Annotated in this window: 23 protein-coding genes, 1 tRNA gene and 1 pseudogene; 18 read left to right on the forward strand and 7 right to left on the reverse strand. The window is 62.1% G+C overall.

The genetic code is table 11. The features are described from left to right. The first annotated feature begins 259 nt into the window (after nucleotides 1-259). Both ACZCWR_RS02800 and ACZCWR_RS02805 read left to right on the forward strand, forming a co-directional pair. Nucleotides 260-2,131, forward strand: a complete 1,872-nt coding sequence (locus ACZCWR_RS02800) for a phosphoenolpyruvate carboxykinase (GTP) (RefSeq protein WP_487302216.1) — start codon at nucleotides 260-262, stop codon at nucleotides 2,129-2,131. A gap of 337 nt (nucleotides 2,132-2,468) precedes the next feature. Further along, entirely contained in the window at nucleotides 2,469-3,509 is a 1,041-nt protein-coding gene (locus ACZCWR_RS02805; protein ID WP_487302217.1) for a LysR family transcriptional regulator, read from the forward strand. A 74-nt stretch (nucleotides 3,510-3,583) separates the two neighbouring features. Here the strand turns inward: ACZCWR_RS02805 and ACZCWR_RS02810 are convergent, their stop codons facing one another. From ACZCWR_RS02810 to dprA, 3 genes are all read right to left on the reverse strand, one after another. Next, nucleotides 3,584-6,250, reverse strand: coding sequence for a DNA topoisomerase III (locus ACZCWR_RS02810; protein WP_487302218.1), 2,667 nt, complete (start codon nucleotides 6,248-6,250; stop codon nucleotides 3,584-3,586). 162 nt (nucleotides 6,251-6,412) lie between these two features. Further along, nucleotides 6,413-6,793, reverse strand: coding sequence for a thioredoxin family protein (locus ACZCWR_RS02815; RefSeq protein ID WP_487302219.1), 381 nt, complete (start codon nucleotides 6,791-6,793; stop codon nucleotides 6,413-6,415). An 82-nt stretch (nucleotides 6,794-6,875) separates the two neighbouring features. After that, nucleotides 6,876-8,060, reverse strand: coding sequence for a DNA-processing protein DprA (gene dprA, locus ACZCWR_RS02820; protein ID WP_487302220.1), 1,185 nt, complete (start codon nucleotides 8,058-8,060; stop codon nucleotides 6,876-6,878). 201 nt (nucleotides 8,061-8,261) lie between these two features. Here dprA and def point away from each other — a divergent pair, with 201 nt between their 5' ends. The 9 genes and pseudogenes from def to ACZCWR_RS02865 all read left to right on the forward strand — a co-directional run bounded on the left by def (nucleotide 8,262) and on the right by ACZCWR_RS02865 (nucleotide 17,010). After that, on the forward strand, nucleotides 8,262-8,765 hold the full coding sequence (gene def / locus ACZCWR_RS02825) for a peptide deformylase (RefSeq protein WP_487302221.1): 504 nt from the start codon (nucleotides 8,262-8,264) through the stop codon (nucleotides 8,763-8,765). 56 nt (nucleotides 8,766-8,821) lie between these two features. After that, complete coding sequence (gene fmt / locus ACZCWR_RS02830) at nucleotides 8,822-9,805, forward strand: methionyl-tRNA formyltransferase (RefSeq protein WP_487302222.1); 984 nt, start codon at nucleotides 8,822-8,824, stop codon at nucleotides 9,803-9,805. A gap of 55 nt (nucleotides 9,806-9,860) precedes the next feature. Continuing rightward, entirely contained in the window at nucleotides 9,861-10,490 is a 630-nt protein-coding gene (locus tag ACZCWR_RS02835) for a LysE family translocator (RefSeq protein ID WP_487302223.1), read from the forward strand. A 128-nt stretch (nucleotides 10,491-10,618) separates the two neighbouring features. Then, nucleotides 10,619-11,473, forward strand: coding sequence for a zinc metalloprotease HtpX (gene htpX / locus ACZCWR_RS02840; RefSeq protein ID WP_487302224.1), 855 nt, complete (start codon nucleotides 10,619-10,621; stop codon nucleotides 11,471-11,473). Between the two features lie 146 nt (nucleotides 11,474-11,619). Next, the gene (rsmB, locus tag ACZCWR_RS02845) at nucleotides 11,620-13,095 is read left to right on the forward strand and encodes a 16S rRNA (cytosine(967)-C(5))-methyltransferase RsmB (RefSeq protein WP_487302225.1); all 1,476 of its coding nucleotides are present in this window, start codon (nucleotides 11,620-11,622) and stop codon (nucleotides 13,093-13,095) included. Continuing rightward, nucleotides 13,092-13,689 (forward strand): annotated as a pseudogene (locus ACZCWR_RS02850) (DUF4390 domain-containing protein). Before rsmB ends, ACZCWR_RS02850 begins: the two are co-directional and overlap by 4 nt. A gap of 22 nt (nucleotides 13,690-13,711) precedes the next feature. Further along, nucleotides 13,712-16,144 carry a sensor histidine kinase gene (locus tag ACZCWR_RS02855; RefSeq protein ID WP_487302226.1) on the forward strand — a complete coding sequence of 811 codons (2,433 nt, stop codon included), beginning with the start codon at nucleotides 13,712-13,714 and terminating at the stop codon, nucleotides 16,142-16,144. After that, complete coding sequence (gene esaR, locus ACZCWR_RS02860; protein WP_487302227.1) at nucleotides 16,145-16,861, forward strand: response regulator transcription factor EsaR; 717 nt, start codon at nucleotides 16,145-16,147, stop codon at nucleotides 16,859-16,861. 73 nt (nucleotides 16,862-16,934) lie between these two features. After that, nucleotides 16,935-17,010: transfer RNA gene (locus ACZCWR_RS02865), tRNA-Phe, on the forward strand. A 51-nt stretch (nucleotides 17,011-17,061) separates the two neighbouring features. On the opposite strand, the gene ACZCWR_RS02870 is transcribed toward ACZCWR_RS02865, so the two are convergent. After that, nucleotides 17,062-17,685, reverse strand: coding sequence for a TetR/AcrR family transcriptional regulator (locus tag ACZCWR_RS02870; RefSeq protein WP_487303222.1), 624 nt, complete (start codon nucleotides 17,683-17,685; stop codon nucleotides 17,062-17,064). A gap of 178 nt (nucleotides 17,686-17,863) precedes the next feature. On the opposite strand from ACZCWR_RS02870, the gene ACZCWR_RS02875 reads away from it, so the two are divergent. Then, nucleotides 17,864-18,742 carry an NmrA family NAD(P)-binding protein gene (locus ACZCWR_RS02875; protein ID WP_487302228.1) on the forward strand — a complete coding sequence of 293 codons (879 nt, stop codon included), beginning with the start codon at nucleotides 17,864-17,866 and terminating at the stop codon, nucleotides 18,740-18,742. Next, entirely contained in the window at nucleotides 18,735-19,430 is a 696-nt protein-coding gene (locus ACZCWR_RS02880; RefSeq protein ID WP_487302229.1) for a GNAT family N-acetyltransferase, read from the forward strand. Before ACZCWR_RS02875 ends, ACZCWR_RS02880 begins: the two co-directional genes overlap by 8 nt. A gap of 54 nt (nucleotides 19,431-19,484) precedes the next feature. On the opposite strand, the gene ACZCWR_RS02885 is transcribed toward ACZCWR_RS02880, so the two are convergent. Beyond that, nucleotides 19,485-20,870 carry a glycosyl hydrolase gene (locus ACZCWR_RS02885; protein WP_487302230.1) on the reverse strand — a complete coding sequence of 462 codons (1,386 nt, stop codon included), beginning with the start codon at nucleotides 20,868-20,870 and terminating at the stop codon, nucleotides 19,485-19,487. Nucleotides 20,871-21,230: 360 nt separating this feature from the next. Continuing rightward, the gene (locus ACZCWR_RS02890) at nucleotides 21,231-21,428 is read right to left on the reverse strand and encodes a hypothetical protein (RefSeq protein ID WP_487302231.1); all 198 of its coding nucleotides are present in this window, start codon (nucleotides 21,426-21,428) and stop codon (nucleotides 21,231-21,233) included. 189 nt (nucleotides 21,429-21,617) lie between these two features. Here ACZCWR_RS02890 and queC point away from each other — a divergent pair, with 189 nt between their 5' ends. The 5 genes from queC (at nucleotide 21,618) to ACZCWR_RS02915 (ending at nucleotide 25,102) form a co-directional block, all read left to right on the forward strand. Continuing rightward, nucleotides 21,618-22,352: a 7-cyano-7-deazaguanine synthase QueC gene (gene queC, locus ACZCWR_RS02895; protein ID WP_487302232.1), complete on the forward strand. Its 735-nt coding sequence runs from the start codon at nucleotides 21,618-21,620 to the stop codon at nucleotides 22,350-22,352. A gap of 25 nt (nucleotides 22,353-22,377) precedes the next feature. Then, nucleotides 22,378-23,010 (forward strand): 7-carboxy-7-deazaguanine synthase, encoded by a 633-nt coding sequence (gene queE / locus ACZCWR_RS02900; protein ID WP_487302233.1) that lies wholly within the window; start codon nucleotides 22,378-22,380, stop codon nucleotides 23,008-23,010. A 15-nt stretch (nucleotides 23,011-23,025) separates the two neighbouring features. Then, a complete protein-coding gene (queD, locus tag ACZCWR_RS02905) occupies nucleotides 23,026-23,475 on the forward strand; it encodes a 6-carboxytetrahydropterin synthase QueD (RefSeq protein ID WP_487302234.1) in 450 nt (149 codons plus the stop codon). 155 nt (nucleotides 23,476-23,630) lie between these two features. Beyond that, complete coding sequence (locus tag ACZCWR_RS02910) at nucleotides 23,631-24,413, forward strand: HpcH/HpaI aldolase family protein (RefSeq protein WP_487302235.1); 783 nt, start codon at nucleotides 23,631-23,633, stop codon at nucleotides 24,411-24,413. Next, entirely contained in the window at nucleotides 24,410-25,102 is a 693-nt protein-coding gene (locus tag ACZCWR_RS02915; protein ID WP_487302236.1) for a tetratricopeptide repeat protein, read from the forward strand. Before ACZCWR_RS02910 ends, ACZCWR_RS02915 begins: the two co-directional genes overlap by 4 nt. Nucleotides 25,103-25,161: 59 nt before the next feature. Here ACZCWR_RS02915 and rodA read toward each other — a convergent pair whose 3' ends face one another. Continuing rightward, the gene (gene rodA / locus ACZCWR_RS02920; protein ID WP_487303223.1) at nucleotides 25,162-26,310 is read right to left on the reverse strand and encodes a rod shape-determining protein RodA; all 1,149 of its coding nucleotides are present in this window, start codon (nucleotides 26,308-26,310) and stop codon (nucleotides 25,162-25,164) included. Nucleotides 26,311-26,317: the final 7 nt, after the last annotated feature.

Consider the following 26,317-nt stretch of genomic DNA (forward strand, 5'->3'; position numbering starts at 1 on the left):
TCAATCGGCAATCCGCAAGGAGACAGGCCACTTAGTATCTCTTTTTAACAGTTTGTTCCTTTGCGGCGCAAGCCATAAGGCCGCGCGCAGGACGCGCCATCCGCGCCGCAAAGTGTCATGCCCGTGACGCAGCATCCGGCCTGGTGATCGCTTCATGTCGAAAGAACATGAAACCGCCCCGCGATCACAGTCGCCTACGCCTCTCGCACGCAGCGTCACTGGCGAACGGTTTTCATTGCAATGAGATGGAGACAGCTCGATGAACCAGCCCGCAGTAGTCGAAAACAAAGAAAACAACGTAGTCGAAGTCGATGCCCCCGCCCACGTCCGGCACCGACGATTGATCGAATGGGTTCAGCAGGTCGCTGCACTGACCCAGCCCGATCGAATCGAGTGGTGCGATGGCAGTCAAAAGGAGTACGACCGTCTGTGCGAGCAGATGGTCGCCGCTGGCACCATGAAGCGGCTCGATTCCGTCAAACGCCCGAACTCGTTTCTGGCGTGTTCGGACCCGTCGGATGTGGCGCGCGTCGAAGACCGCACCTTCATCTGTTCGCAACGCCGCGAAGACGCTGGCCCGACCAATAACTGGATCGATCCGCAGGACATGCGCGTGACGCTCGACGGCCTGTTCGAAGGCTGCATGCGTGGCCGCACGATGTACGTCGTGCCGTTCTCGATGGGTCCGCTCGGCTCGCCCATCGCGCATATCGGCGTGGAGTTGTCGGATAGCCCGTATGTCGTGGTGAACATGCGCATCATGACGCGCATGGGCCGCGCGGTGTACGACGTGCTTGGCGAGGACGGCGCGTTCGTGCCGTGCGTGCATTCGGTCGGTGCGCCCCTGAGCGATGGCCGCAAGGATGTCGCATGGCCGTGCAACGATACGAAGTACATCGTGCATTTTCCGGAATCACGCGAAATCTGGAGCTTTGGTTCGGGCTACGGCGGCAATGCGTTGCTGGGCAAGAAATGTTTCGCGCTGCGTATCGCTTCGACCATGGGTCGCGACGAAGGCTGGCTCGCGGAGCACATGCTCATTCTCGGCGTGACTTCGCCGCAGGGCGCGAAGTATCACGTCGCGGCGGCGTTTCCGTCGGCGTGCGGCAAGACCAACTTCGCCATGCTGATTCCGCCGCAGGATCTGAACGGCTGGAAGGTATCGACCATCGGCGATGACATCGCGTGGATCAAGCCGGGCCGCGATGGCCGCTTGTATGCGATCAACCCGGAAGCGGGCTATTTCGGCGTCGCGCCGGGCACGAGCGAAAAGACCAACTTCAACGCGATGGCCACGCTAAAAGAGAACGTGATCTTCACCAACGTCGCGCTGACCGACGATGGCGATGTCTGGTGGGAAGGCATGACGGACACGCCGCCCGCGCATCTCATCGACTGGCAGGGCCGCGACTGGACGCCGGAGATCGCGAAGGAAACGGGCGCGAAGGCGGCGCATCCGAATGCGCGCTTCACCGCGCCGGCATCGCAATGTCCGTCGATCGACCCCGACTGGGAAAATCCGGCGGGCGTCGCCATCGACGCGTTCATCTTCGGCGGACGCCGCTCGACCACCGTGCCGCTCGTCACCGAAGCGCGTGACTGGAACGAAGGCGTCTACATGGCCGCGACGATGGGCTCGGAAACCACCGCCGCCGCCGCGGGCCAGCAAGGCGTCGTGCGGCGCGATCCGTTCGCCATGCTGCCGTTCTGCGGCTACAACATGAGCGACTACTTCAACCACTGGCTGAAGATGGGCGAACGCCTCGAAGCGCTCGATGCAAAGCTGCCGAAATTCTTCTGCGTCAACTGGTTCCGCAAGGGCGATGACGGCAAGTTCGTGTGGCCGGGCTTCGGCGAGAACATGCGCGTGCTGAACTGGATGATCGGGCGCATCGAAGGCACGGCGGCGGGCGAGGAGCACGCGTTCGGCATCTCGCCGCGTTACGAGGACATCGACTGGGGCGCGCTCGGCTTCACGCGCGAGCAGTTCGAGCAGGTCATCTCCGTCAACGATTCTCTCTGGCGCGATGAACTCGCCCTCCACGACGAACTATTCGCCAAGCTAAAACACGGTCTGCCGGACGCTTTGCCACAGGCCAAGTCCGACATGGCGAAGCGCGTTTCCGCCTGAAGAAATAAGCGGTAACCAATAAGGGATTGGTTGCACTGAATGAATCAATCCCTAAATTCGGGCTTACGTTCGCGTGGGCTCGAATCCGCGCATTAACCCGCCAAAATTGGCGCGGCCAGCCTTTCATATTATTCGCGACTCAAACGAATGTCGCGACCTCGTTGTGTCATCGACAACAATCAGCGCGTTTTCCGGCGTTCAAAAAGCGTATTTCGCCGAATCTTTTCGACGTTTCGCTGACATCCCGCAACTTCTGCACGATTCCGCGAGTCCTAGGATAATCCTGAATTGCTTTGCAGCAGAAATTGGAAGCCGCCACGGCGGCAGGAGTTGTCCCATGGATCATTTGCAGTCGATGAAAGTGTTCGTACGCGTCGCCGATCTGGGCAGTTTCGCCCGCGCAGCCAACGCGATGGACATTTCCAATGCGGTAGCGACGCGCCATGTCGCGGACCTCGAAGGCCGCCTCGGCACGCGCCTGCTCAATCGCACGACGCGCAGTCTCTCGCTCACGGAATCCGGGCAGGTCTATCTCGAACGCGCGCGGCAAATTCTCGATGAACTCGAAGACGTCGAACAGATGGTCGTCGCGCGCAATCACGAACCGATGGGTTCGCTGCGCATCGTGGCGCCGGTCGTCTTCGGGCTTCATAATCTCGCGCCCGTGTTACAGACATATGCACAACGGTATCCGAAGGTCGTGCCGGATCTGACGCTGGTGGATCGTCAGGTCGATCTGGTCGAAGAAGGTTTCGATGTCGGTATCGTGATCGCGCGGCAGGTGAAAAGCGCGAGCGTGGTCACGCGTCGCCTGACCACCGGTTGCATGACCGTGTGCGCGACGCCCGAGTATCTCGCGCAGCACGGCACGCCGACGCGGCCTGAGCAACTGCTCGAACATCCGTGTCTGAGCCTGCCATCCGAATATTGGGGCGATGAGCGCGTGTTCACCGGCGCTGACGGCGAAGTGCGCGTGCGGCCGCAGAACGTGATCATTGCGAACAACACGGAAATGCTGCGGCAGTTTGCGCTGCTCGGGATGGGCGTGGCGATTCTGCCGAGTTACCTGATCGGCAGCGACATGACGCGCGGCACGCTCGTGCGTCTGCTCGGCGATTTCCAGTTGCCGCAGGTCGAGATCAACGTCGCGTATCCGAGCCGCCGTCACTTGCCGGCCAAGGTGCGCACGTTCATCGATCATCTGGTGGAGCATTTCAGCCGGACGCCGAATCATCAGGTCGGCGAGCAATGGCTGCGCGATGGGCGTGGGCGGCCGGTGCAGGAGCATGCTTCTTTCGAGGAAGTGCGTGATTCGAGTGTGGCGAAGCCGTCGTCGTCGCGTTCGAGTGGACGTTTGGCGGTGCCCTCGCCGTTCTGATCAAAACAAGCCGCAAAGAGAAAGGCCCGCGAATCGCTTCGCGGGCCTTTTTTATTCTAAAGCGTAGTTCGAACTCAACTCGTCTTGCGCGCCGCCGTCTTTTTCGCCGCTACCTTTTTCGCGGCAGGCGCTTTCTTGGCGGCGACGGTCTTCGCCGCTGGCTTCGCGCGCGTGGTCTTGGCGGCGACCGCGACATCGCTGTCACCGTCATCGCCGTTATCCGCCTGCGCTTCCGATGCCGCCGCGCCGCGCTTGACCGCAGCCGTCTTCGCGCCCGGCTTGGGCTCCTTCTTTTCGAACTCGAAGCCGATCTTGCCGTCAGGCTGCTTGACGAGGAACGCCTTGAAGTTGCGCCCGGTGCGCGACGATTTGAAGTTCGTCAGCAAGTCCGTGCGGCCTTCGCCGAGCAGCTTCTGCATCTGCTCGCGCGCGATTTCCTGCTGCAAGATCACCTTGCCCGAACGGAAGTCGCACGTCTTCGGATTAGCGACAAAGTTCTCGCAGACGAAGCTCATGCCATGCTCGTACACGCGCGATCCGCACTTCGGGCACGCACCGACCGGCGTTTGCTCGGAGAAATCGGGCGGTTCGCCGTCTTCACCGCCGCTGTCCTGACCGAAATCGAACTCCAGCTTGAAGTTCTTGATCTCGTCATCGAACGCGAGCTTGAGGATGGCGGAGAACGGCCTGCCCATCTTGCTGCGGAATCCCGACAACGGCCCGATGGTCTTCTCGCGCAGCAATTCCTCGACTTCCGGAATCTCGAACTGCCGCCCGCCCGGAATCTTCGAGATCGAAAACTCGCACTTGGTGCAGGCAAAGCGACGGTAATTCTCCTTCACCTGCGAGCCGCAATGCGGACAGGGCGTTTCCAGCGTCGCGTAATCGCCGGGAATCGTGTCGGAGTCGTATTCCTTCGCGCGCTTGACGATGGTTTGCGTCATCCGCGCGATTTCCTGCATGAAGGCATCGCGATGCAAACTGCCGCGTTCCATCTGCGAGAGCTTGTGTTCCCACTGGCCGGTGAGTTCCGGCGCGGTGAGTTCTTCCACGCCCAGACCGCGCAGCAGAGTCATCAACTGGAACGCCTTGGCGGTCGGGATCAGTTCGCGCCCTTCGCGCACCATGTACTTCTCGCCGAGCAGCCCTTCGATGATCGCCGCGCGCGTGGCCGGCGTGCCGAGACCCTTCGCGGCCATCGCGTCGCGCAATTCTTCGTCCTCGACGAGCTTGCCCGCGCCTTCCATCGCCGACAGCAGCGACGCTTCGTTGTAGCGCGCAGGCGGCTTGGTCACGAGACCGTGAGCGGCGACTTTATCGACATCGACCTTTTCGTCCTTCTGCACGGGAACGAGATTGCCTTCCTCGCCCGCCGATTCGCGGCCGTAGATCTGCAACCAGCCCGGCTCGACCAGCACCTTGCCTTCCGTCTTGAAGTGATGCCCCGAAACCTCGGTGATGCGCGTGGTGACCAAAAATTCCGCCGCCGGAAAGAACACCGACAGGAAACGCTTCACCACGAGGTCGTACAGCTTCTGCTCCGGCTCGGAAAGCGCCTTGGGCGCTTGCAGCGTCGGGATGATGGCGAAGTGATCGCTGATCTTCGAGTTGTCGAAGACGCGCTTGTTCGGCTTGACCCAACCCTTGTCGAGCACTTGCTTGGCGAACGGCAGATAGTTGTTGCTTTCCTTGAGCATGGTCATCGTGTCTTTGACCGTGTTCAGGTAATCCTCGGGCAGCGCGCGCGAATCGGTACGCGGGTAGGTCAGGACCTTGTGCTTTTCGTACAGCGCCTGCGCGAGTCCGAGCGTGTTCTTCGCCGAAAAGCCGAAGCGGCCGTTGGCCTCGCGCTGAAGGCTCGTCAGGTCGAACAGCAGCGGCGACATCTGCGTGGACGGCTTCGATTCCTCGGTGACGATACCTGTCTTGTCGCGGCACGCCGCCACCACCGATTCCGCCGCCGCGAGACTCCACAGCCGCGAATCGCGCTGCTCGGGATCGTTCTCGACGCGCTTGAACTTCGGATCGAACCATCGCCCTTCGTAGATGCCCTTCGCCGCGACGAATTCGGCACGCACTTCCCAATAGTCACGCGGCACGAAACGGCGGATCTTCTCCTCGCGTTCCACCACGATAGACAACGTTGGTGTCTGAACGCGCCCGACGGTCGTCAGGAAGAAACCACCGCCCTTGCTGTTGAACGCGGTCATCGCGCGCGTTCCGTTGATGCCGACCAGCCAGTCCGCTTCCGAGCGGCAGCGCGCGGCATCCGCGAGCGGCTGCATGTCGGCGTCGCTGCGCAGATGCGCGAAGCCATCGCGGATAGCGGCGGGCGTCATCGATTGCAGCCACAGGCGCTGGACCGGCTGCTTCGCCTTCGCGTGCTGCGCGATCAGGCGGAAGATCAGCTCGCCTTCGCGCCCGGCATCGCAGGCATTGATAAGGCGGTCGATATCCTTGCGCTTGAGCAGCTTGGTCAGCACTTTCAGGCGCGACTCGCTCTTGGCGATCGGATTCAGATCGAAATGCGGCGGAATCACGGGCAGGTTCGCGAAACTCCACTTGCCGCGCTTGACGTCGTACTCCTCGGGCGCGGCGATTTCGAGCAAATGGCCGACGGCGGACGAGAGCACGTAATCGTCGCTCTCGAAGTAGTCGTCATGCTTGGTAAAGCCGCCCAGCGCGCGCGCGATGTCATTCGCGACGGAAGGCTTCTCAGCGATGATCAGGGCTTTGGACATGACTCAATAAGTTCGGAGACTGGCAGCGGCCCGGTTTGGACAGCTTTAACGACCGCTTTATAGCACACGGTTTGGACGATGCGCGCCGGGGTGTCGATCGGGACGTCGCGCGCAACCGTCCGTTTGACGCATTTTGTCAGGCCAAAAAACGCGCTTTTCCTTTCATGCCGTGACCAGCGCCGGGCGCAGTTTCGGCGCACCGGCAACGTCGGGCAGCGCGGTCAGATCGGTGAGCATGCGCTCGACGATCGACGTCTGCGGCAGCACGGTGCCAAAAAAACGGGTGGTGATCGAATCTTCGATCAGGAGGGTCGGAAAATTTTCGACATCGAGATCGTCGAAACGATCGGCATGATTTTCGATATCGATCCACGCGAAGCACATCTCGGGGTGCTTTTGCGCCAACTGGTCGAAACCTTCGCGGTAATCGCGGCAGGTTCCGCACCATTCGGCGCACAGGCAGGCGACGAACAGCGTGCCCGGCACGGCCAGGCGCTCGGCGATTCGTTCGGCATCGGTGTCGAGATTCAACAACGCGGACATGACGTTCTCGGAAATATATTCTTCTGGAGCAGGCGTTTGGGAGCAAACACCCGCTTTTCCGCGAATGTAGCACGGCGAAGCGCTACGAGCGTTTGTGCGCCGTGAAACGGCCGCCCGGCAACGCTGCCACCTTTCCGGCCAGTTCGAGATGCAGCAGCGCGCCTTGCAACGCGGCTCCGTCCAGTTCGGTGCGAGTCGCGAGAATTTCAAGCGTCGTCGGCGCGTGGCCGAGCGCGGCGAGCACGCGTTCTTCCGATGAATCCTCCACGCGCGCGGACGCCCAGAGCGCATCCGGCGCTCGGCGCTTCGACTGCGGCCTGCGCGCGCGCACGATGCCGAGTTCTTCCAGCACGTCCTCGGGCGTTTCCACCAGCTTCGCCCCTTGCTTGATGATCCGATGACACCCGCGCGACAACGGCGCGTGCACGGAACCGGGAATCGCGAAGACATCGCGGCCCATGTCGTTGGCGAGCCGCGCGGTGATGAGCGAGCCGGAGCGCATAGCGGCTTCCACGATCAGCACGCCGCTGCTCAGGCCCGCGATCAGCCGGTTGCGCTGCGGAAAGTTCGCGGAGCGCGGCGGCGTGCGCAGCGGCCATTCGGACACGATCACGCCCTCCCGCGCGATCTCATGCGCCAGATCGCGATTGCCAGACGGATACACGATGTCCAGCCCCGTGCCGATCACCGCCAGCGTGCCCGCGCTTCCCGCCAACGCTCCGCGATGCGCAGCCGCATCGATGCCCAGCGCCAGCCCCGACACGACCGTCACGCCTGCATCCGAGATCGCGCGGGCGAAACGGCGCGCGTCCTCCTCGCCCTGCGGCGTCGCATGCCGGCTCCCGACGATGGCGACCGCGCGCATCTGAAGCATGTCGAGACGGCCTTTCACGTACAGCAGCGGCGGCGGGTCCGGCATGGTGAGCAGCGCTTGCGGGTAGGTGTCGTCCGCGAGCGTGATGACGTGGTTTTCCGGCGCGCTCGCCCATTCGCGCACGTCATTCATATAGTCGTCGAACGGCACGCGCTCGATGTCGGCGGGCGGCGCGAGCGCGGCGCGTGCGGCATCCGCGCCTGCTACTTCTGCCAGCGCGGCGAAGCTCTCGGCCAGCACATCGGCGGGGCCGCCGAATTCTGTGAGAAGCGCGCGCAACGCGTGCGGACGCAGACCGCTGGCATGTGCCAGCCGAAGCCACGCGTGAAGCTCGTCAGGCGCGTGCGAGGCAGGCGTGACCGGCTCGTCGGCCGGCAGGAGGGCGGTCGTCATGTTAAGATTTTTGATCCTGTACAAAAAGTAAGAAACGAGTGCCGTCGCTCGCCTCGGGCGGCCGACGCGCTTTGGACGCCATGCCCGCGGCGTTGAATCGACTGGATTCATCCGCATATCTTCGGCATGCCGCCCTCTACCCGCAACCTGGCCGAATGGCCGATTTACACGCGTCGCGGCACGCGTGGACAATCCCGAATCATGGCTCTCCTCAAGATACTCAACTACCCGGACAAGCGGCTGAACAAGGTGGCGAAGCCCGTCGCCGAGGTGGACGGCCGCATTCGCAAACTCGTCGCCGACATGGCGGAAACCATGTATGCCGCACCGGGCGTCGGTCTCGCGGCCACGCAGGTCGATGTGCACGAGCGCGTGATCGTCATCGATGTGTCGGACGCGCACGACGAACTGCTGGTCTTCATCAACCCGGAAATCGTGTGGTCGAGCGAGGTCAAGAAGGAATGGGAAGAAGGCTGCCTGTCGGTGCCCGGCATCTACGATTTCGTCGAACGGCCGGACAAGGTGCGCGTGAAGGCGCTCAACGAGAAGGGCGACACCTTCGAACTCGATTGCGAAGGCCTGCTCGCGGTGTGCATCCAGCATGAGATGGATCATTTGCAAGGGCACGTGTTCGTCGAATACCTGTCGACGCTCAAGCAGACCCGCATTCGCGGCAAGATGAAAAAGCTCGAAAAAGCGCTCTGATCCGCGCGCTTCGCTCCAACGTTTTTGCAGGCCACGCCTGCGGGTAGCTTCTCAAGATGACTCAATCGCTGCGCGTGGTTTTCGCCGGTACGCCTGAATTTGCCGCCGCCGCGCTCGCGGCCATTCATGCTGCGGGATTTGCCGTTCCGCTCGTTTTGACACAGCCTGACCGTCCGGCGGGGCGCGGCATGAAACTTACCGCGAGCCCGGTCAAGCGCTTCGCTGTCGAGCAGGGTTTGATGGTCGCGCAGCCTACGTCGCTGCGTCGCGCGGGGAAGTATCCGCAGGAAGCCATCGCCGCCATCGATCAATTGCGCGCGACGCCGCACGATGTCATGGTCGTCGCTGCTTACGGCCTGATTCTTCCGCAGGAAGTGCTCGATATTCCGGCGCGCGGTGCCATCAATATTCATGCGTCGCTGCTGCCGCGCTGGCGTGGCGCGGCGCCGATTCATCGCGCGATCGAAGCGGGCGACGCGCAGACCGGCATCACGCTCATGCAGATGGACGCCGGCCTCGACACCGGCGCGATGATCCGCGAGGCGCGCACGCCCATCGCGCCCGATGACACCACGGCCACGCTGCACGATCGCCTCGCGCTGATCGGCGCGGAATTGATCGTCGATGCTTTGCGCGATCTCGAACGCAACGGCGCGCTGCCTTCCACGCCGCAACCCGAAGACGGCACGAACTACGCCGAGAAAATCGCCAAGCACGAAGCCGCGCTCGACTGGCGGCGTCCGGCGGAAGAACTTTCGCGTCAGGTACGCGCGTTCGATCCGTTTCCCGGTGCATCCGGCACGCTCGATGGCGCGATCATCAAGATCTGGTCCGCGCAGCCGGTGAACGGCTCGGGCCAAGCGGGCAGCGTCGCGGATGTGTCGGCGGAAGGCATCGTGGTGAATTGCGGCAGTGGCGCGCTCAGGCTCACGCAGTTGCAGAAGCCTGGCGGCAAGCGCCTTCCCGTGCGCGAATTTCTGGCGGGCGCGGGCATCGCGAAAGGTCAACGTTTTGCCTTGCCGGAAGCCGATCATTCGTAAGGGCGCGGCGCTAGAATCGAAACATATCGATTGAGCGTTCTCGCTGGAGTTTCACATGCTCGGCATTACCGGTTTTGCCTTCTTTCTGCTCGCTGTCTTTCTCCTGAATGTCACGCCTGGTCCCGATACCGCGTACATCGTCGGGCGCAGTGTCGCGCAAGGACGCGGCGCGGGCGTCGTTTCGGCGCTCGGCATCTCGGCGGGATGCATCGTTCATACGCTTGCGACTGCGTTCGGGCTGACGGCGATTCTCGCGGCATCGGCGACGGCGTTTTCCATCGTCAAAATCATCGGCGCGATTTATCTGATGTATCTCGGCGTGCGGCTGATCTTCGCGAAGCACAATGCCGAACCCGTTCAGCAGAAGATCGAATCCCGACCGCTTCGCCAGCTTTTCATGCAGGGCTTCGTGACCAACGTGCTCAATCCGAAGGTCGTCCTGTTCTTCGTCTCCTTTTTCCCGCAATTCGTGTCCGCCGACAGCCAGCACAAGACGCTCGCGTTCCTCGTGCTTGGCGCTTCGTTCATCGCGATGACTACGGTCTGGAACAGCTTCGTGGCGTGGATCGCGGGGAGCGTCACCGAACGGTTCTCGGGCAAACCGGGCGTGAAGAAGTGGCTGGATCGCGGCGTCGGCGGCGCGTTTGTGGGACTGGGGCTGAAGCTCGCGACATCGCATCGATAAATGCTTCGGTGGATTGAATTATTGACGGAAGCCCCTATCTAACGTTTTGCTTACAAACGTCGTCCGGGTCAGGTGACCGGGACAACCGCGCAATCCGCGCATCGCTTTAGGGAGAAGGAGTTCCGGACATGTTCAACTGGGTCAAAACCGCGACGCTGATGGCTGCGATCACGGCCCTCTTCGTCGTGATCGGCGGGATGATCGGCGGGCAGAAGGGCATGATGCTCGCGCTGCTCATCGCGCTCGGCATGAATTTCTTTTCGTACTGGTTCTCGGACAAGATGGTCCTGCGCATGTACAACGCGCAGGAAGTGGACGAAATCACCGCGCCGCAGTTCTATCGCATGGTGCGCGATCTGGCCACGCGCGCCGGGCTGCCCATGCCGCGCGTTTATCTCATCAACGAAGACGCGCCGAACGCGTTCGCCACCGGTCGCAATCCTGAACACGCGGCGGTCGCGGCGACCACGGGCATTCTGCGCGTGCTGTCCGAGCGCGAAATGCGCGGCGTGATGGCGCACGAACTCGCGCACGTCAAGCATCGCGACATTCTTATTTCGACGATTTCCGCGACCATGGCCGGCGCCATCTCCGCGCTCGCCAACTTCGCGATGTTCTTCGGCGGACGCGACAGCGAAGGCCGCCCGTCCAACCCGCTCGCGGGCATTCTGGTGGCGCTGCTCGCGCCGATCGCGGGCGCGATGATCCAGATGGCGATATCGCGTGCGCGCGAATTCGAAGCGGATCGTGGTGGCGCGGAGATTTCGGGCGATCCGCAGTCGCTGGCGAGCGCGCTCGAAAAGATCCACGCATACGCCAGCGGCACGCCGTTCCCGACGGCGGAAGCGCATCCGGCCACGGCGCAGATGATGATCATGAATCCGCTGTCGGGCGGCGGCATCGCCAATCTGTTCTCGACGCACCCGGCAACGGAAGAACGCGTCGCGCGTCTCATGGAAATGGCGCGCACCGGCCGCTTCTGATCGTTCTTTCTGCATGACCCGAAGGCCGTTCCGGTTCGCCGGAGCGGCCTTCTTCCATTGACGCGTCCGGGCCGCTTATCTCCAGCAGTTACAATCGGCGTTCACGCAAGCATGCCGCCTGCCGTCCGACCGTTCCCGTTTCGCCAATGACAGACACGCCTTCCCAACGGCCCGCCGCCGCGCATCATTCGACGGCGCGCGCGTCGAACCGCCTGAGCGCGCTGCGTCTCGCGCCGGATTCGCTCGCCTTCGCACTCGATGGCGCGGCGCAAGCCGTGGGCGCGGTGCGGGGCGGGTCGGCGTTGCCGGCGGCGCTGGCGTCCGTCATGGCGTTGAACAAGCAGCCGGCGGCGCGTGGCGCGATTCAGGACATCGCGTATCGCGCCATGCGTCGTATCGGTATCGCGGATGCGTTGCTGCAGACGCTCGTGCGCAAAGCGCCGCCGCCGCATGTCACGAGCGTGCTGGTCTGCGCGCTCGCACTTCTGACGGACGACGAAGCAAATGCGGCCTACACGCCGTTCACCGTGGTCGATCAGGCGGTGAGCGCGGTTTCATCGCGTCGAGAGTTTTCCTTTGCGAAGGGCATGGTCAACGCCGTGCTGCGCACCTATCTGCGCGAACGCGATGCATTGATCGACGCCGCGCGCACCAGCGACGTCGCCCGCTACAACTACCCGCAATGGTGGATCGATGCAGTCCGGCGCGCGCAACCCGACGCATGGCAGCGCATTCTCGAAGCGGGCAACGAACACGGCCCGCTCACGTTGCGGGTGAACGCGCGTCAAACCAGCGTCGATGATTACTTGAAGCAACTCGAAGCCGCGCAGATCGAAGCCGATGCCGCCGGTCCCCACGCCGTGCGCCTGCGCACGCCGATGCCCGTCGAGCGCATTCCCGGCTTCGCGGATGGCCTGGTGTCCGTGCAGGACGCAGGCGCACAACGCGCGGCTCAGTTGCTCGATGTACGCGACGGCATGCGTGTGCTCGATGCGTGCGCCGCGCCGGGCGGCAAGACCGGCCATATTCTCGAACTCGCCGATGTCACGCTCATCGCGCTGGAAAGCGATGCGACCCGCGCGCCGCGCATCGCCGAGAACCTCACGCGCCTGAAGCTCGATGCGCGCATCGAAGTGGGCGACGCGGGCGATCCGTCTTCGTGGTTCGATGGCACGCCGTTCGATCGCATCCTCGCGGACGTGCCGTGTTCGGCGTCGGGCATCGTGCGGCGCCATCCGGACATTCGATGGCTGCGGCGCGAATCGGATATCGCCGCGCTCGTCGAGGAACAGCGTCGCATTCTCTCAGCGCTCTGGCCATTGGTCGCGAAGGGCGGCGAACTGCTCTATGTGACGTGCTCGATCTTTCCAGAGGAGGGCGAAGAACAGGCCCGCTGGTTTGGAACGCTGCATGAAGATGCGGTACGATTGGACGCGCCGGGGCAATTGTTGCCGACAGCGGCGCGCACGAGCGCGAGTACGGTGCAACTTTCACCGGACGGTGCGCATGCCGCTGACTCCGGGCGAAGCGAGGCGCAAGGCAGCCTCTCATCATCGAATGGGAACGCGGAACATCTCGCGGACCACGACGGATTCTTCTACGCGCGCTTTCAGAAACGGTGACGATCAAACGCTTTTTTCCGCTTCGGCTCGCGGTCGTCGTCTGGACGGCACTGGCGCTCTGGCTGAGCTTCGCGGCGGCCACGCCCGCTCACGCCGAGACCATCGCCGTGCAGCGCGCCTCGCTTCAGGCGGACAATAACGGCTGGAGCCTCGATGCGCATTTCGATTTCGATCTCAACAGCAGCCTCGAAGATGCCGTGAACCGCAGCGTGCCGCTTTACTTCACGATCGATTTCACCCTGTCCCGGCCACGCTGGTACTGGTTCGATGAAGAACCGGTCAACGTGTCGCAGAGTCTCCGGCTTTCGTATCAGCCGCTCACCAACGAATATCGTGTGTCGACGGGCGGTCTGCAACTGCGCTTCGCCTCGCTGGCGGAAGCGCTCGCGGTCATCAAGCATGTGACTTCGTGGCATGTCATCGACCGGAATCAGGTGCATGCGGGAGAAACATACGACGCGTCGGTGCGCATGCAGCTCGATATCGCATTGATGCCCAAGCCGTTCCAGATCGACGCGGTGAACAACCGCGACTGGAACCTGTCTTCGGATTGGAAGCGCTTCACTTTTCACGGCAACTGATCGTGCGAAATAGATTTCGGCGCGGCCGCACGGACATGAAGAGTTTCATCGTGCGGCTGCTGGTCTCCACGGTGGCGGTCACGGCAGTTCTGCTGCTCGTGATGCTCGCGCTCGCCAGTGCGAACACCGAGTTCTTCGACCGCTATTACGGCTGGCTCTACGCGGCCAATATCGCGGTCGCGCTCATCTTCATGCTGATCGTCATCAGCCTGATATTCGTGATCGTCTCGCGCGTGAGGCAGGGGCGTTTCGGCACGCGGCTATTGGCGAAGCTCGCGCTGATCTTCGCGCTGGTGGGCGTGGTGCCGGGCGTCATCATCTATATCGTGTCCTATCAGTTCGTGTCGCGCAGTATCGAATCGTGGTTCGATGTGAACGTGGAAACCGCGCTCACCTCGGGTCTCACGCTCGGGCGCGGCATGCTCGAAAGCTCGCTGTCGGACTTCAAGAATCGTGGCCGTCAGATGAGCGATCAGCTCGCCAGCGCCGATCCGTCCAGCCTTACCTTGACCTTGCTGCGTCTGCGCGATCAATACAACGTGCAGGATGCGGTCGTGTTCGAGCGTCCGCGCGATCAATACAACCGCGAGGATCTGAACACGAACAGCGGATCGCAGCGCGTGTCGGGGTTGCGGACCATCGCGCAGGCATCGGGCAACTACTACACGCTGCTGCCGGAGAACGAGCCGACCGGCGCGATGCTCAAGCAGGCGCAGGATCATCCGTATGGCGTGATCGAAGGCGAGATCGATGGCGATCCCAAATCGTCCGGGCCGAAGGGCGCGCTGAGTTTGCGCGTGGTGACGAAGATTCCCGATCCAACCACGACCACGGAGTTTCAGCACGTCGATCGTTTTCTGCAGATCGAGCAGCCGGTGAGTCAGGAACTCGCGCGCAACGCGGATGCCGTGCAGCGCGCGTATCGCGAATATCAGGAGAAGCGGCTCGGGCGCACGGGCTTGCGCAAGATGTATATCGGTACGCTGACGCTCGCGCTTTTCCTCGCCACCTTCATCGCGATGATGCTCGCGCTCGCCTTGGGTAATCAGCTTGCGCGGCCGCTGTTCCTGCTCGCACAAGGCACGAAGGAAGTGGCCGAAGGCGACTACACGCCCAAACGAGAGATCAACTCGCGCGACGAACTCGGCTTTCTCACGCAGTCTTTCAACGCGATGACGCGCCAGTTGTCCGAGGCGCGCGCGGCGGTGGAAAACAATCGCGTGGCGCTGGAGCATTCGAAGGCATACCTCGAAAGTATCCTCGCCAATCTCACGGCGGGCGTGTTCGTGTTCGACCGGCAGTTCCGGCTGACCACGGCGAATCGCGGCGCGGACCGCATCTTCCGTCAGCCGTTCGGTGCGTCGCTCAATCGCCCGCTCGAGCAGATCGACGCGCTCGGCGAATTCGGCGCGACCGTGAAGAAAGCCTTCGCCGAACGCGATGCCGCAGCGAGCGGCGGCAGCGGTCGTCCGGTTGGCGATCGCGGGCACTGGCAGCAACAACTCGCGGTGACCGTGCCGGGCGAGAGCGAACCGCTCACGCTGCTCGTGCGCGGCACGCAGTTGTTGAGCGTGACCGACAGCGAGACCGACGACGCGGAAACCACCGGCTATGTCGTCGTGTTCGACGACATCTCGGACGTGATTTCCGCGCAGCGTTCCGTCGCGTGGGGCGAGGTCGCGCGGCGTCTCGCGCACGAGATCAAGAATCCGCTCACGCCCATTCAGTTGTCCGCCGAGCGCCTGCAAATGAAGCTCGCGGACAAGCTCGCGCCATCCGACGCCGACGTGCTCAAACGCGGCGCGACCACCATCGTCAATCAGGTCGCGGCGATGAAGCAAATGGTCGATGACTTCCGCGAGTACGCGCGCACGCCGCCGGCCGTGCTCGGCAATCTGCAACTGAACGATCTCGTTGCGGAAGTGTTGACGCTCTACGGCATCGAGGAAGGCAAGAGCCCGATCAAGGTCGAACTCGCGAAGCTGCCGGTGATTCGCGGCGATGCGACGCAGATTCGCCAGGTCATCCACAACTTGCTGCAGAACGCGCAAGATGCGGTGGCCGATGTCGCGGAGCCGCGCGTGCTTCTCGAAACGAGGACAGTAGAATATGGCGACGTCGACGCGTCGGGACATGCGCGCGTCGCGGTGCGTCTGACCGTCTCCGATAACGGTGCGGGTTTTTCCGCGCGTATCCTGTCGCGGGCGTTCGAGCCTTACGTGACGACGAAAGCGAAGGGTACGGGCCTGGGACTTGCAACGGTAAAGAAGATCGTCGATGAGCACGGTGCGCGCATCGACATCCGCAACCGTTCGAAGTCCGCGGACGTCGTGCAAGGCGCGCAAATCTCGATTCTGTTTCTTCAACTCGCGGACGATGCCGCCGCGCCGGGCGCGACATCTCCCGGCGACGGCAAGTCCACGAGTCACGGAACGACAAAAGCAACAGTGCAGACAAGGGCAGCTTAAATGGCAACCATCCTGGTGGTAGACGATGAAATGGGGATCCGGGAACTGCTCTCAGAGATCCTGAGCGACGAAGGGCACGTGGTGGACGTGGCGGAGAACGCGCAGACCGCGCGCGATTACCGCTTGCAGCAGACGCCCGATCTCGTGCTGCTCGACATCTGGATGCCGGACACCGACGGCGTGACCTTGCTCAAGGAGTGGGCCGCGCAAGGCAAGCTCACGATGCCGGTCATCATGATGTCGGGGCACGCGACCATCGACACGGCTGTGGAGGCCACGAAGATCGGCGCGCTCAACTTCCTTGAAAAGCCTATTGCGCTGCAAAAGCTGCTCAAGGCGGTCGAGCAAGGGCTGGCGCATGGCACGGCGGCGCCCGCAGTCGTGGCGGCGGTGGCGAAGCCTCTGACGAGCGCGGGGGCATCCGGTGTGCCGGTGGCGGCGGCGTTGCCCACGGCGTCCGCGCTCAACGCACCGAGCGAATCGCACGCGAGCGGCGCGGCGCAATCTCAGCCGGGGCAAACGGCGTCCATCTCCTTCGATATCCCGTTGCGCGATGCCCGCGATGCGTTCGAACGTGCGTACTTCGAATATCACCTCGCGCGGGAGAACGGCAGCATGACGCGCGTCGCGGAAAAAACGGGGTTGGAGCGTACGCATTTGTATCGCAAACTCAAGCAACTCGGCGTCGATCTGGGGAAGAACAAGAGCGAAGTCTGAGGAAGATGCGAGAAAATTTCGCGCGAAGGCTTGAGACGCGTCACCGGCTCTGCTATAGTTTCACCTCTTCGTTGGCCCGGTAGCTCAGTTGGTAGAGCAGCGGATTGAAAATCCGCGTGTCGATGGTTCGATTCCGTCCCAGGCCACCACAGTTTCAAGCAAAAAGCCCGACTTCATGTCGGGCTTTTTGTTTTTGCGCGTCAGGCCGACGAACGCCGCTTCGGCGACAGCAACGCCAGCACTTCGCTCAGTGCGCCATCCAGAATGTGCTTCGATAGCTTCGGGTCGGAAACGGCGCGCGATAAGGTCACCGCGCCCACGCACGCGCTGAGGGTAAGCATGGCCTCGGCGCGTTTTTTCGAGTTGTCCTCGGCCAGCGATACCTTCGCGATCGACTCGGCTATCTTCCTCACGCGCTCCGTATAAACCTCGCGCGTTTCGTCCGTGCCTCGGCTCATGTCGTTCACGAGCGCCGAGAGCGGGCAACCCGTAGTCACATTGTCGCGATGCGACTCCGAGATATACGTGCGCATCGCCCGGCGCGGCGCGGTGGGAATGGCGTTTTCCCAATGCTCGATATCGCGCAACGCGTATTCGAACGCTTCCTTCACCAACTGATCGCGCGAGGCGAAATGCTTGTAGAAGCCGCCGACCGTCAGTCCCGCCTCTGTCATTAAATCCGCGATGCTCACGCCATCGATTCCGTGCTCACGAAAGCGCCGCGCAGCGATCTCGACAATGCGTTGATGAGTCGCGATCTTGTTCGCCTGTGAATGACCTATGATGTTCGCCTTTCCAATCAGGATGTTGAGTGGAATCTTAATACGGCAAAGCGTGCCTCAGGATAAATGCAAAAACCACAAGACTCTCTTGCCTTGACTCCATTCTGGATGCTGCATAACATCCAGATCAACAAGCAGTTGCATCGCATCCGGCCACGGCGGTAACGGTCGATCTAAATTGTGCATATGCACTTCAATCTCAAAACGAAGGAGAGTCATCATGGCGCAACGTCAAGTATTGGTCACCGCCGCCGCTGGAAAAACCGGCGTCCACACCGTGCAGCATCTTCTGGACAACGGCCACGCGGTTCGCGCGCTCGTGCGCAAGGAAGACGAACGCAGCGAAGCGCTCCGCCGCGCGGGCGCTGAAATTTTCATCGGCGATCTCTTGTCGCACGATGACGCCATCCGCGCCACGTCCGGCGTATCAGCCGCGTATCTCTGCTATCCGGTGCGTCCCGGCTTCATTCAGGCGACCGCCTATTTCGCGGATGCCGCCCGCCGCGCCGGACTCGATGCCGTCGTCAACATGTCGCAAATCTCCGCGCGCGAAAACGCGAAAAGCAACGCCGCGCGCGATCATTGGATTGCCGAGCGCGTGCTCGACTGGTCGGGCGTGCCGACCGTCCATATTCGTCCGACGTTCTTTTCGGAATGGCTGGTGTTCCCGTGGGTGCGCGACACGGTCGTGCAGCAAGGAGAGATTCAGCTTCCGTTCGGCAACGGTCGTCACGCGCCCATCACGGCGGAAGATCAGGCGCGCTTCATCGCGACGGTGCTGGCGAATCCTGAAGGGCACACCGGCAAGACCTACGAGCTGTGCGGTCCCGTCGAATTGAATCACGATGAAATCGCCGCGAAGATGAGCGAAGTGCTGGACCGGAAGATCGTCTATCGCCCGGCGACGCTCGATGCGTATCGCGCGCATCTGGGAAAATACAATCTGCCGGAATTCATGATTCAACACTTCGTCGAGGTCGCGGTGGATTATCAGAATGGCGTGTTCGAAGGCGCGGATCATGTGATCGAAGCGGTCACGGGCCAATCGCCGATGACAGTCGAAGCCTTCGTCGATGCGAACCGTAAAGCCTATGCGTGAAGTCATGACATCGGAAGCGGCTCTCGACAACGTGGTATGGGCTTCCCTCATGGAAGCTCGCGCGGAAACCGTCGAGCGGAACGCGGGCGGCGCGCGCTATCGGCCCGCGTTCGCTCCGTTCGGCGCGGCGCGGGATTACGACGCAGATAGCGTCGCGCAGATCGTGGCGATGTTGAAGGAAGGCGAGCGGCTCGCGCTGTTCACGATGAACCCGCCCGAAGTGCCCGCGCACGTGGACGTCGTGCGAAAGGCCACCGTGCATCAGATGATCGCGACGAACGCGTTCAATGCGCCGGCCGATGCGCGCATCGTCGAACTCAGCGCGGATGATGTTCCCGACATGCTGAAGCTCGTCGCATTGACCGAGCCGGGACCGTTCAGCACGCGCACGCACGAGCTTGGCCACTTCTACTGCGTGCGCGATGCGGGCCGTCTCGTCGCGATGGCGGGCGAGCGCATGACTGCTGGCCGATATATCGAAACGAGCGCGGTGTGCGTGCATCCCGAATGGCGCGGCAAAGGTCTCGCGAAGGTGCTGATGCAACATCTCGGCGCGAAGATGCAAGAGCGAGGCAGCATCCCGTTCCTTCACGTCTTCGACACCAACGCGTCCGCTATCCGCTTGTACCGCGAACTAGGCTTTAGCGTGGCGCGAACCCTTCATCTGACCGCGATGATCCGCGCATGAAAAGAAGCGGGGCGCAGCCACGACGACCGCGCCCCGCTTCACCCACACGACTGCTTACTTCGGATTGGCCAGCACGAAGTTCTTGAACGCCGCGTACTGCGCCTTCGGCGTGATGCCGTCGTTCTGCAGCAGGCCGTAGTTGCCTTCGCCGCCCGCCGGATCGTCATACAGTTGATACACCTGGATCGACTGGATGTTGTACTTCGCCGCCACCGAGACGAACTGCGACATCATCGTGTTGCCGGTCATGTACGTCGCGATTTGCTGATCGCTGCCGAGCCACGGACGAACGCCATACTCCGTCAGCCAGATCGGCTTGCCGAGTTGCTGGAGCGTGCCGAGCACATCGTGACAACCGGTGCCGCCGCATGCGTTGGTGATGTCGCCCTGATCCGAATACCAATGCCACGCGGTAATGTCCCAGTTGACGATCGGATGACCCGTCGTGCCGTCCGGCTGCGTGCCGGTCGCGAGCATCTGATAGAACGCGTAGTGCAGCCATGTATCGCCGCCGATCACGATCTTGCCGTTCGTATCCACCGAGCGGATACCGTCGATCATGCCGCGGATCACGCCGCGCGCCTTCATGAACTTCGTGTTGTCGAACTGCTGCGGATACACGCCGTCGTAATTGCCGCCAATCGCCTGCGCGCCGAGTTCGTTGCTGACTTCGTAGTACGGGTACTTGTACGCGGTCGCCGTCTGCTGGCCGAGCGCATAGCCCACGTTATACGCGTCCTGCTCGCTGGTGCGCGCGCTGATGCCGCTCAAAATCACCGGGAACACGGTCACGCCGCCTGCGGCCATGGTCGGCGCAATGGTCGCGAGTTTGTTCGCCGATGCCTGGTTGTACACCTCGTTGCGATAGATCTTCACGTGCAGATCCTGCAACTGCTGAAGCTGAAGCGCGATCGACGAAATATCGTAAGCGCCGCCGCTGTTGTTATGGCCGTTCGCGCCATAGAAGATGCTGCCGGTCGTCGTCGTCGCGCCCGCGATGTTGTACACGTTCACGCTCAGATTGAGCACCGAAGTCGCGCCGTTCTTGCTGTTGGTCGCGGTGAATTTCCACGTGTGCGTGCCGTTGGTTTGCGTGGTCGTATCGACATTGGTCAGGAACGAACCGCCGGACGGCGTCACGTTGACGATGGTCTTGCCCGACGTCATATCGACGACGGTCACGTTCGTCCAGTTCGTCGCGAGCGGTCCCTTGACGATGACCGTGCCGGTCAGCATGGTGTTGGCAAGCGGCGCGTTGATCTGAAAGGCGGGGCCGGTCGTGGCGGCCATCGCCTTGGCGGTGGAAGCGACATCGAGTGCGTCGCTTGCGCCACCGCCGCCGCATGCGGTCAGCATCAGGCTGGAGGCGATCGCGGCGGCGATCAGACTGGCTTTCGAAACCCCGAGAAAGCGCTTTGAAACGTTGGTCGAATTGTTCATTTTTTTAGTGAAGCTAATTGGTCGTGTGGTTTATTTTTGGTCCGGTGCGCGGCCGGAGCGTCCAGAGTTGGACGGGTCGGCCACGCACCATCGATCCCGCGTAACCCTGCGGGAGGGTCAAGGCATGAATTTCGGTATCCGAATCGATGCTGAGGCTGGTTGGGCGGGATCGTCCAACGCCAGGTTTTTATGAGGCTCTTTGGCCTTTACGTTGCGTTTCTCGACATTCCCGACGATTGGTCGTTTTTACCGACCTAATCGTTTTGCCGATTGACGAAACGTTTGCGTATTTATTACCGGTCGGGATTTTCGGCTGCGATGAGGAAAATTTACGCATGACGAAGAGGTCCGATGGTTGCTTTACGGCGCGCCAGAAATTCCCTTTAGGCCGATTTCTGAGTTTTTCGAACGTTTCAAAAGCGGGTGGAAATATTTGCCGTAAAAAATCGGTCCATAAATTACCGATTCAACGTAGTCGGATGTCTCACTCTGTCGCATGCTAAAATTCGTGCCGTTATAAGGACTTGCCTCGTCCTCGGACTGCAAGTCCTTTTCCATTTGCATTCCCGGTTTTCGGTTACTTCCGGCTCAGGTCTCGCTGATCGAAGGCATAACCGCCACGCGCAATCGAAGCGCGCCCGCCGGCCTATACTCGAATTCGCGGCTACGTCCGCCGTTCATCGCGCGGATCGCTCTTTCTGACCGATCGCGCGGCGATGACGTCACTTTCATCACGGAGTTTTCAGGGTGACTCGCACAGACGCAAAAGACAGCGCTCTCGTGTTGTTTTCCGGCGGTCAGGATTCGGCGACGTGTCTCGCCTGGGCGCTCGAACGCTATCGAATCGTCGAGACGCTCGGGTTCGATTACGGGCAGCGGCATCGCGTGGAACTGGAATGTCGCGAAGGATTTCGCGCGGCGGTCACGCGCGAGTTTCCGCACTGGGCGGACCGGCTCGGCGAAGATCACATGATCGACCTCGCCGTGCTCGGCGCGATCAGCGACACGGCGATGACGCGCGACATCGAAATTCAGGCGACGGCAAGCGGCTTGCCGAACACGTTCGTGCCGGGCCGCAATCTGTTGTTCATGACGATCGCGGCGGCGCTGGCGTATCGGCGTGGATTGAAGGTGCTGGTCGGCGGCATGTGCGAGACGGATTTTTCCGGCTACCCGGATTGCCGCGACGACACCATGAAGGCGCTGCAAGTCGCGCTGAACCTCGGCATGGAAACGCGCTATGCGCTGGAGACACCGCTGATGTGGCTCGACAAGGCCGACACGTGGCGCCTCGCGGAAACGCTCGGCGGCGATGCGCTGGTCGAACTCATCCGCGTCGAAACGCATACGTGCTATGTCGGCGAGCGCGCCGAACTGCACGACTGGGGCTTCGGTTGCGGCCAGTGTCCGGCGTGCAAGCTGCGCAAGCGCGGCTACGAAGCGTATCGCGCGGGCGAGCAGGTCGACACCGCGCCGGTTTGAAATCAACGAGAGTCACAGAGCAGTCATGACGTATGCGGTAAAAGAAATCTTCTACACACTGCAAGGCGAGGGCGCGAACGCCGGACGCCCGGCCGTGTTCTGCCGCTTCGCCGGCTGCAATCTGTGGTCCGGGCGCGAGGAAGATCGTGCGGATGCCGTTTGCCAGTTTTGCGACACGGATTTCGTCGGCACCGATGGCGAGAACGGCGGCAAGTACCGCACGCCTGCCGAACTCGTCGCGATGATCGCGTCGCTGTGGCCGGAAGGCGGGCCGAGCCGCTTCGTCGTGTGTACCGGCGGCGAGCCGATGTTGCAGATGGATCAGCCGCTCGTCGATGCCTTGCACGCCGAAGGCTTCGAAATCGCGATCGAAACGAACGGATCGCTGCCCGTGCTGGACAGCATCGACTGGATTTGCGTCAGTCCGAAAGCGGATGCGCCGCTGGTGCAAAAGAAGGGCAACGAACTGAAAGTGGTCGTGCCGCAGGACAACCAGCGGCTCTCCGAACTGGAGCAACTCGACTTCGAGTATTACCTCGTCCAGCCGATGGACGGCCCGTCGCGCGATCTCAACACGAAGCTCGCGATCGACTGGTGCAAGCGGCATCCGAAATGGCGTCTGTCGATGCAGACGCATAAATACCTGAACATCCCCTGAAAAAGTCGAGCCGACGTGCAGACGATTACCCGAAAACTCGAATTCGATGCGGGCCACCGCATCCCCGATCACCGCAGTCAGTGCCGCAATTTGCACGGACATCGCTACGTGCTCGAAATCTCGCTACAAGGCGATCTCGTCGATATCGAAGGCGCGCCGGATCGCGGCATGGTGATGGACTTCGCCGACGTGAAAGCGCTGGCCATGGAGCATCTCGTCAACAAGTGGGATCACGCGTTCATCGTCTATGAAGGCGATACCAAAGTGCGCGAATTCCTCCAGACGCTCTCGGATCACAAGACGGTTGTGCTCGATCGCATTCCGACCGTGGAGAATCTCGCGGCGGTCGCGTTCGGCATTCTCGCCGAGGTGTACGACGCGCATTACGGCATCAATCTGAAGCTCAAGCGCGTGCGTTTGTACGAAACGCCGAACTGCTGGGCGGACGTCGAACGCGGCGTCTGAACGCATGGCGCGGCAAACGTCCGCGCCGATGTCACGGTATCATCGCTCGATGCGTCGCCCACCACGGGCGACGACAAGAAACGGAGCGTGAGCATGCCGTCTTCCCTGTCCCGAATCCATCGCACGGCTGACCATTTACACATGGGAGCCGCTCGATGAGCGCCTTCACCAACTCCCTCAAGCAACGTCTCAAGGAACCCGGTCCGCTGTTCGGCCTGTGGCTTTCCATGTGCAGCAGCGATGCCGCCGAAGCGCTCGCGCATGCCGGTTTCGACTGGCTGTGCATCGACATGGAGCACTCGCCGAACGATAGCCGCGATGTCGTCGATCAGTTGCGCGCGATTGCGGCGACGCATCTGCCGAGCGAACCCATCGTGCGCGTGCCGGGCTCCGAAGCGTGGCTCGTCAAGCGCGTGCTCGATGCCGGCGCGCGCACGCTCATGTTCCCCAACGTGCAATCCGCCGATGACGCCGCGCGTATCGTGCGGCTCACGCAGTATCCGAACGCCGAGCAGAGCGATGGCTTGCGCGGTGCGGCGGGCATGGTGCGCGCGGCGTCCTACGGCGCGCGGCGCGACTACATGACGACCGCGAACGCGCAGATCGCGACCATCGTGCAGATCGAGTCGGTTGCGGCGCTGGAAGCCATCGATGAAATCGCGGCGACGCCGGGCATCGATTGTCTGTTCATCGGACCGGCGGATCTTGCCGCGAGCCTCGGGCATCTCGGCGACAGCAAGCATGCGGACGTGCAGGCGGCCATCGATAAAATCGTCGCGGCGGCGGAACGCGCGGGCATCGCGAGCGGCATTTTCGCGCTGGATTCGGCGAGCGCGCGGCATTACGCGCAATCGGGCATCAAGGTCGTCGCGGTCGGCGCGGACATCATGTGGCTGTTGAAGTCGACGCGTCAGGCATTGCAGGAGGCGAGGTCATGAGAAGCGCGATCGCGGCGGCGTCGTTCGTGGCGCTGGCGTTCGTGTCGGGTGGCGTGGCGCACGCGCAAGGCAAGCAGAAGCCGCTCGATCTGGCGACGCAAAACGCCGTCGCCGATTACAACGCGGGCAATCTCGTGTCAGCGCGCTCCGAGTTCAGCCGCGCGGCGCAGAAGGGCAGCCGCCTCGCCGAATTCAATTACGCGATGATGCTGCTCAACGGCGAAGGCGGCTCCGCCGATGTCCCCGAGGGCAAGAAATGGCTGCGTCGCGCCGCCGATGCCAACATGGCGCACGCGCAATACGTCTACGGCAAGATGTACGACGATGGCGAGTTCGTGGACAAGGACCCGGCCGAGGCGCATCGCTGGTTTTTGCTCGCGGCGAATCAAGGACACGTGCAGGCGGAACTGGCGCTCGCCAATCAGTTTCTCGATGGACGCGGCACCGCGCGCGACAATTCGCAGGCGTTCAACTGGTACAAGAAGGCGGCGCAGGGCGGCGACATGACGGCGCAATACGTCGCGGGATCGTTCTACGAGCGCGGTGGCGATGGCGTCGAGCGCAATCTGAATGTCGCGCGTGCGTACTATGCGGCGGCGGCTGCGCAAGGCGATCCGGCGGCCAAGCTCAAGTATCTGCAACTCAGTCAGGAGCTTGAGAAAGAACGTCCGCAAACTCAGCCGCAGTGAGAGGGCGAAAAAAAACCGCGGCTTGAGATCCGCGGTTTTTTGTATCGATCGTTCTTTGTTCAACTCTGCATGAGCCGCTTCTGCCGCGCGACGCTCATGATCAGCCCCACCGCGACGCCCAGCGTGGTCAGCGCCGTCCCGCCATAGCTCATGAACGGCAACGGCACGCCCACGACCGGCAAGATGCCGCTCACCATGCCGATGTTGACGAACGCATACGTGAAGAACGCGAGCGTCAGCGAACCGGCCAATAATCGCCCGAAGAACGTCGCGCCGTTCGCCGCGATATAAAGCCCGCGCGTGATGAGCGCCATGTAGAGAAACAGCAGGACGAGCCCGCCTGCCAGTCCGAATTCTTCCGCGAACACGGCGAAGATAAAGTCCGTGTGCTTCTCCGGAATGAATTCCAGATGCGCCTGCGTGCCCTTCAGCCAGCCTTTGCCGAGCGTGCCGCCCGAACCGATGGCTATCACAGCCTGAATCGTGTGGAAGCCCTTGCCGAGCGGATCGGACGTCGGATCGAGCAGCGTGCAGATACGATGCTTCTGGTAATCGTGCATCATCGGCCAGTTCACTTCGGGCTGGCAGATTTTGTCCTGAAATGCCGCGATGCCCGTCACCGCGATCACCATCGCAACCAGCACCGGCACGATCAGCTTGAAACTCAGTCCCGCGAAGTAAATGACGAACACGCCCGCGCCGAACACCAGCACCGCCGTGCCCAAGTCCGGCTGCTTGGCGATCAGGCCGACCGGCAGCATCAAAATCACGAAGCCGACGATGTAATCCCACCAGCGAATGTTGCTCTCGCGCTTCTGGTAGTACCACGCGAGCATCAGCGGCATGGCGATCTTCATGATCTCCGACGGCTGGATGACCACGCCCACATTCAGCCAACGTTTCGCGCCCTTGCGCGTCAGCCCGAACGCGGCGACCGCCACGAGCAACGCCACGCCCACCGTGTAAAGCGGCACGGCGAAGCGCATGAGCGTTTGCGGCGGGATATTGGCAAGCACCCACATCAGCCCGAACGTCAGGATGATGTTGCGAAGCTGGTCTTCCACGCGGCCCGGCATGTCGAGACTCGCGCTATACAGCGTGACGATGCCGACGCACAGCAGCAGAAACACGATCAACGCGAGCGGGCGGTCGAAGCCGGCGAACATCCGCTTCGCGCGGTCCATCCACTCGCGCTTGTCGAATTGCATGTGCAGT

The organism is Caballeronia sp. A2-2, assembly GCF_057612605.2.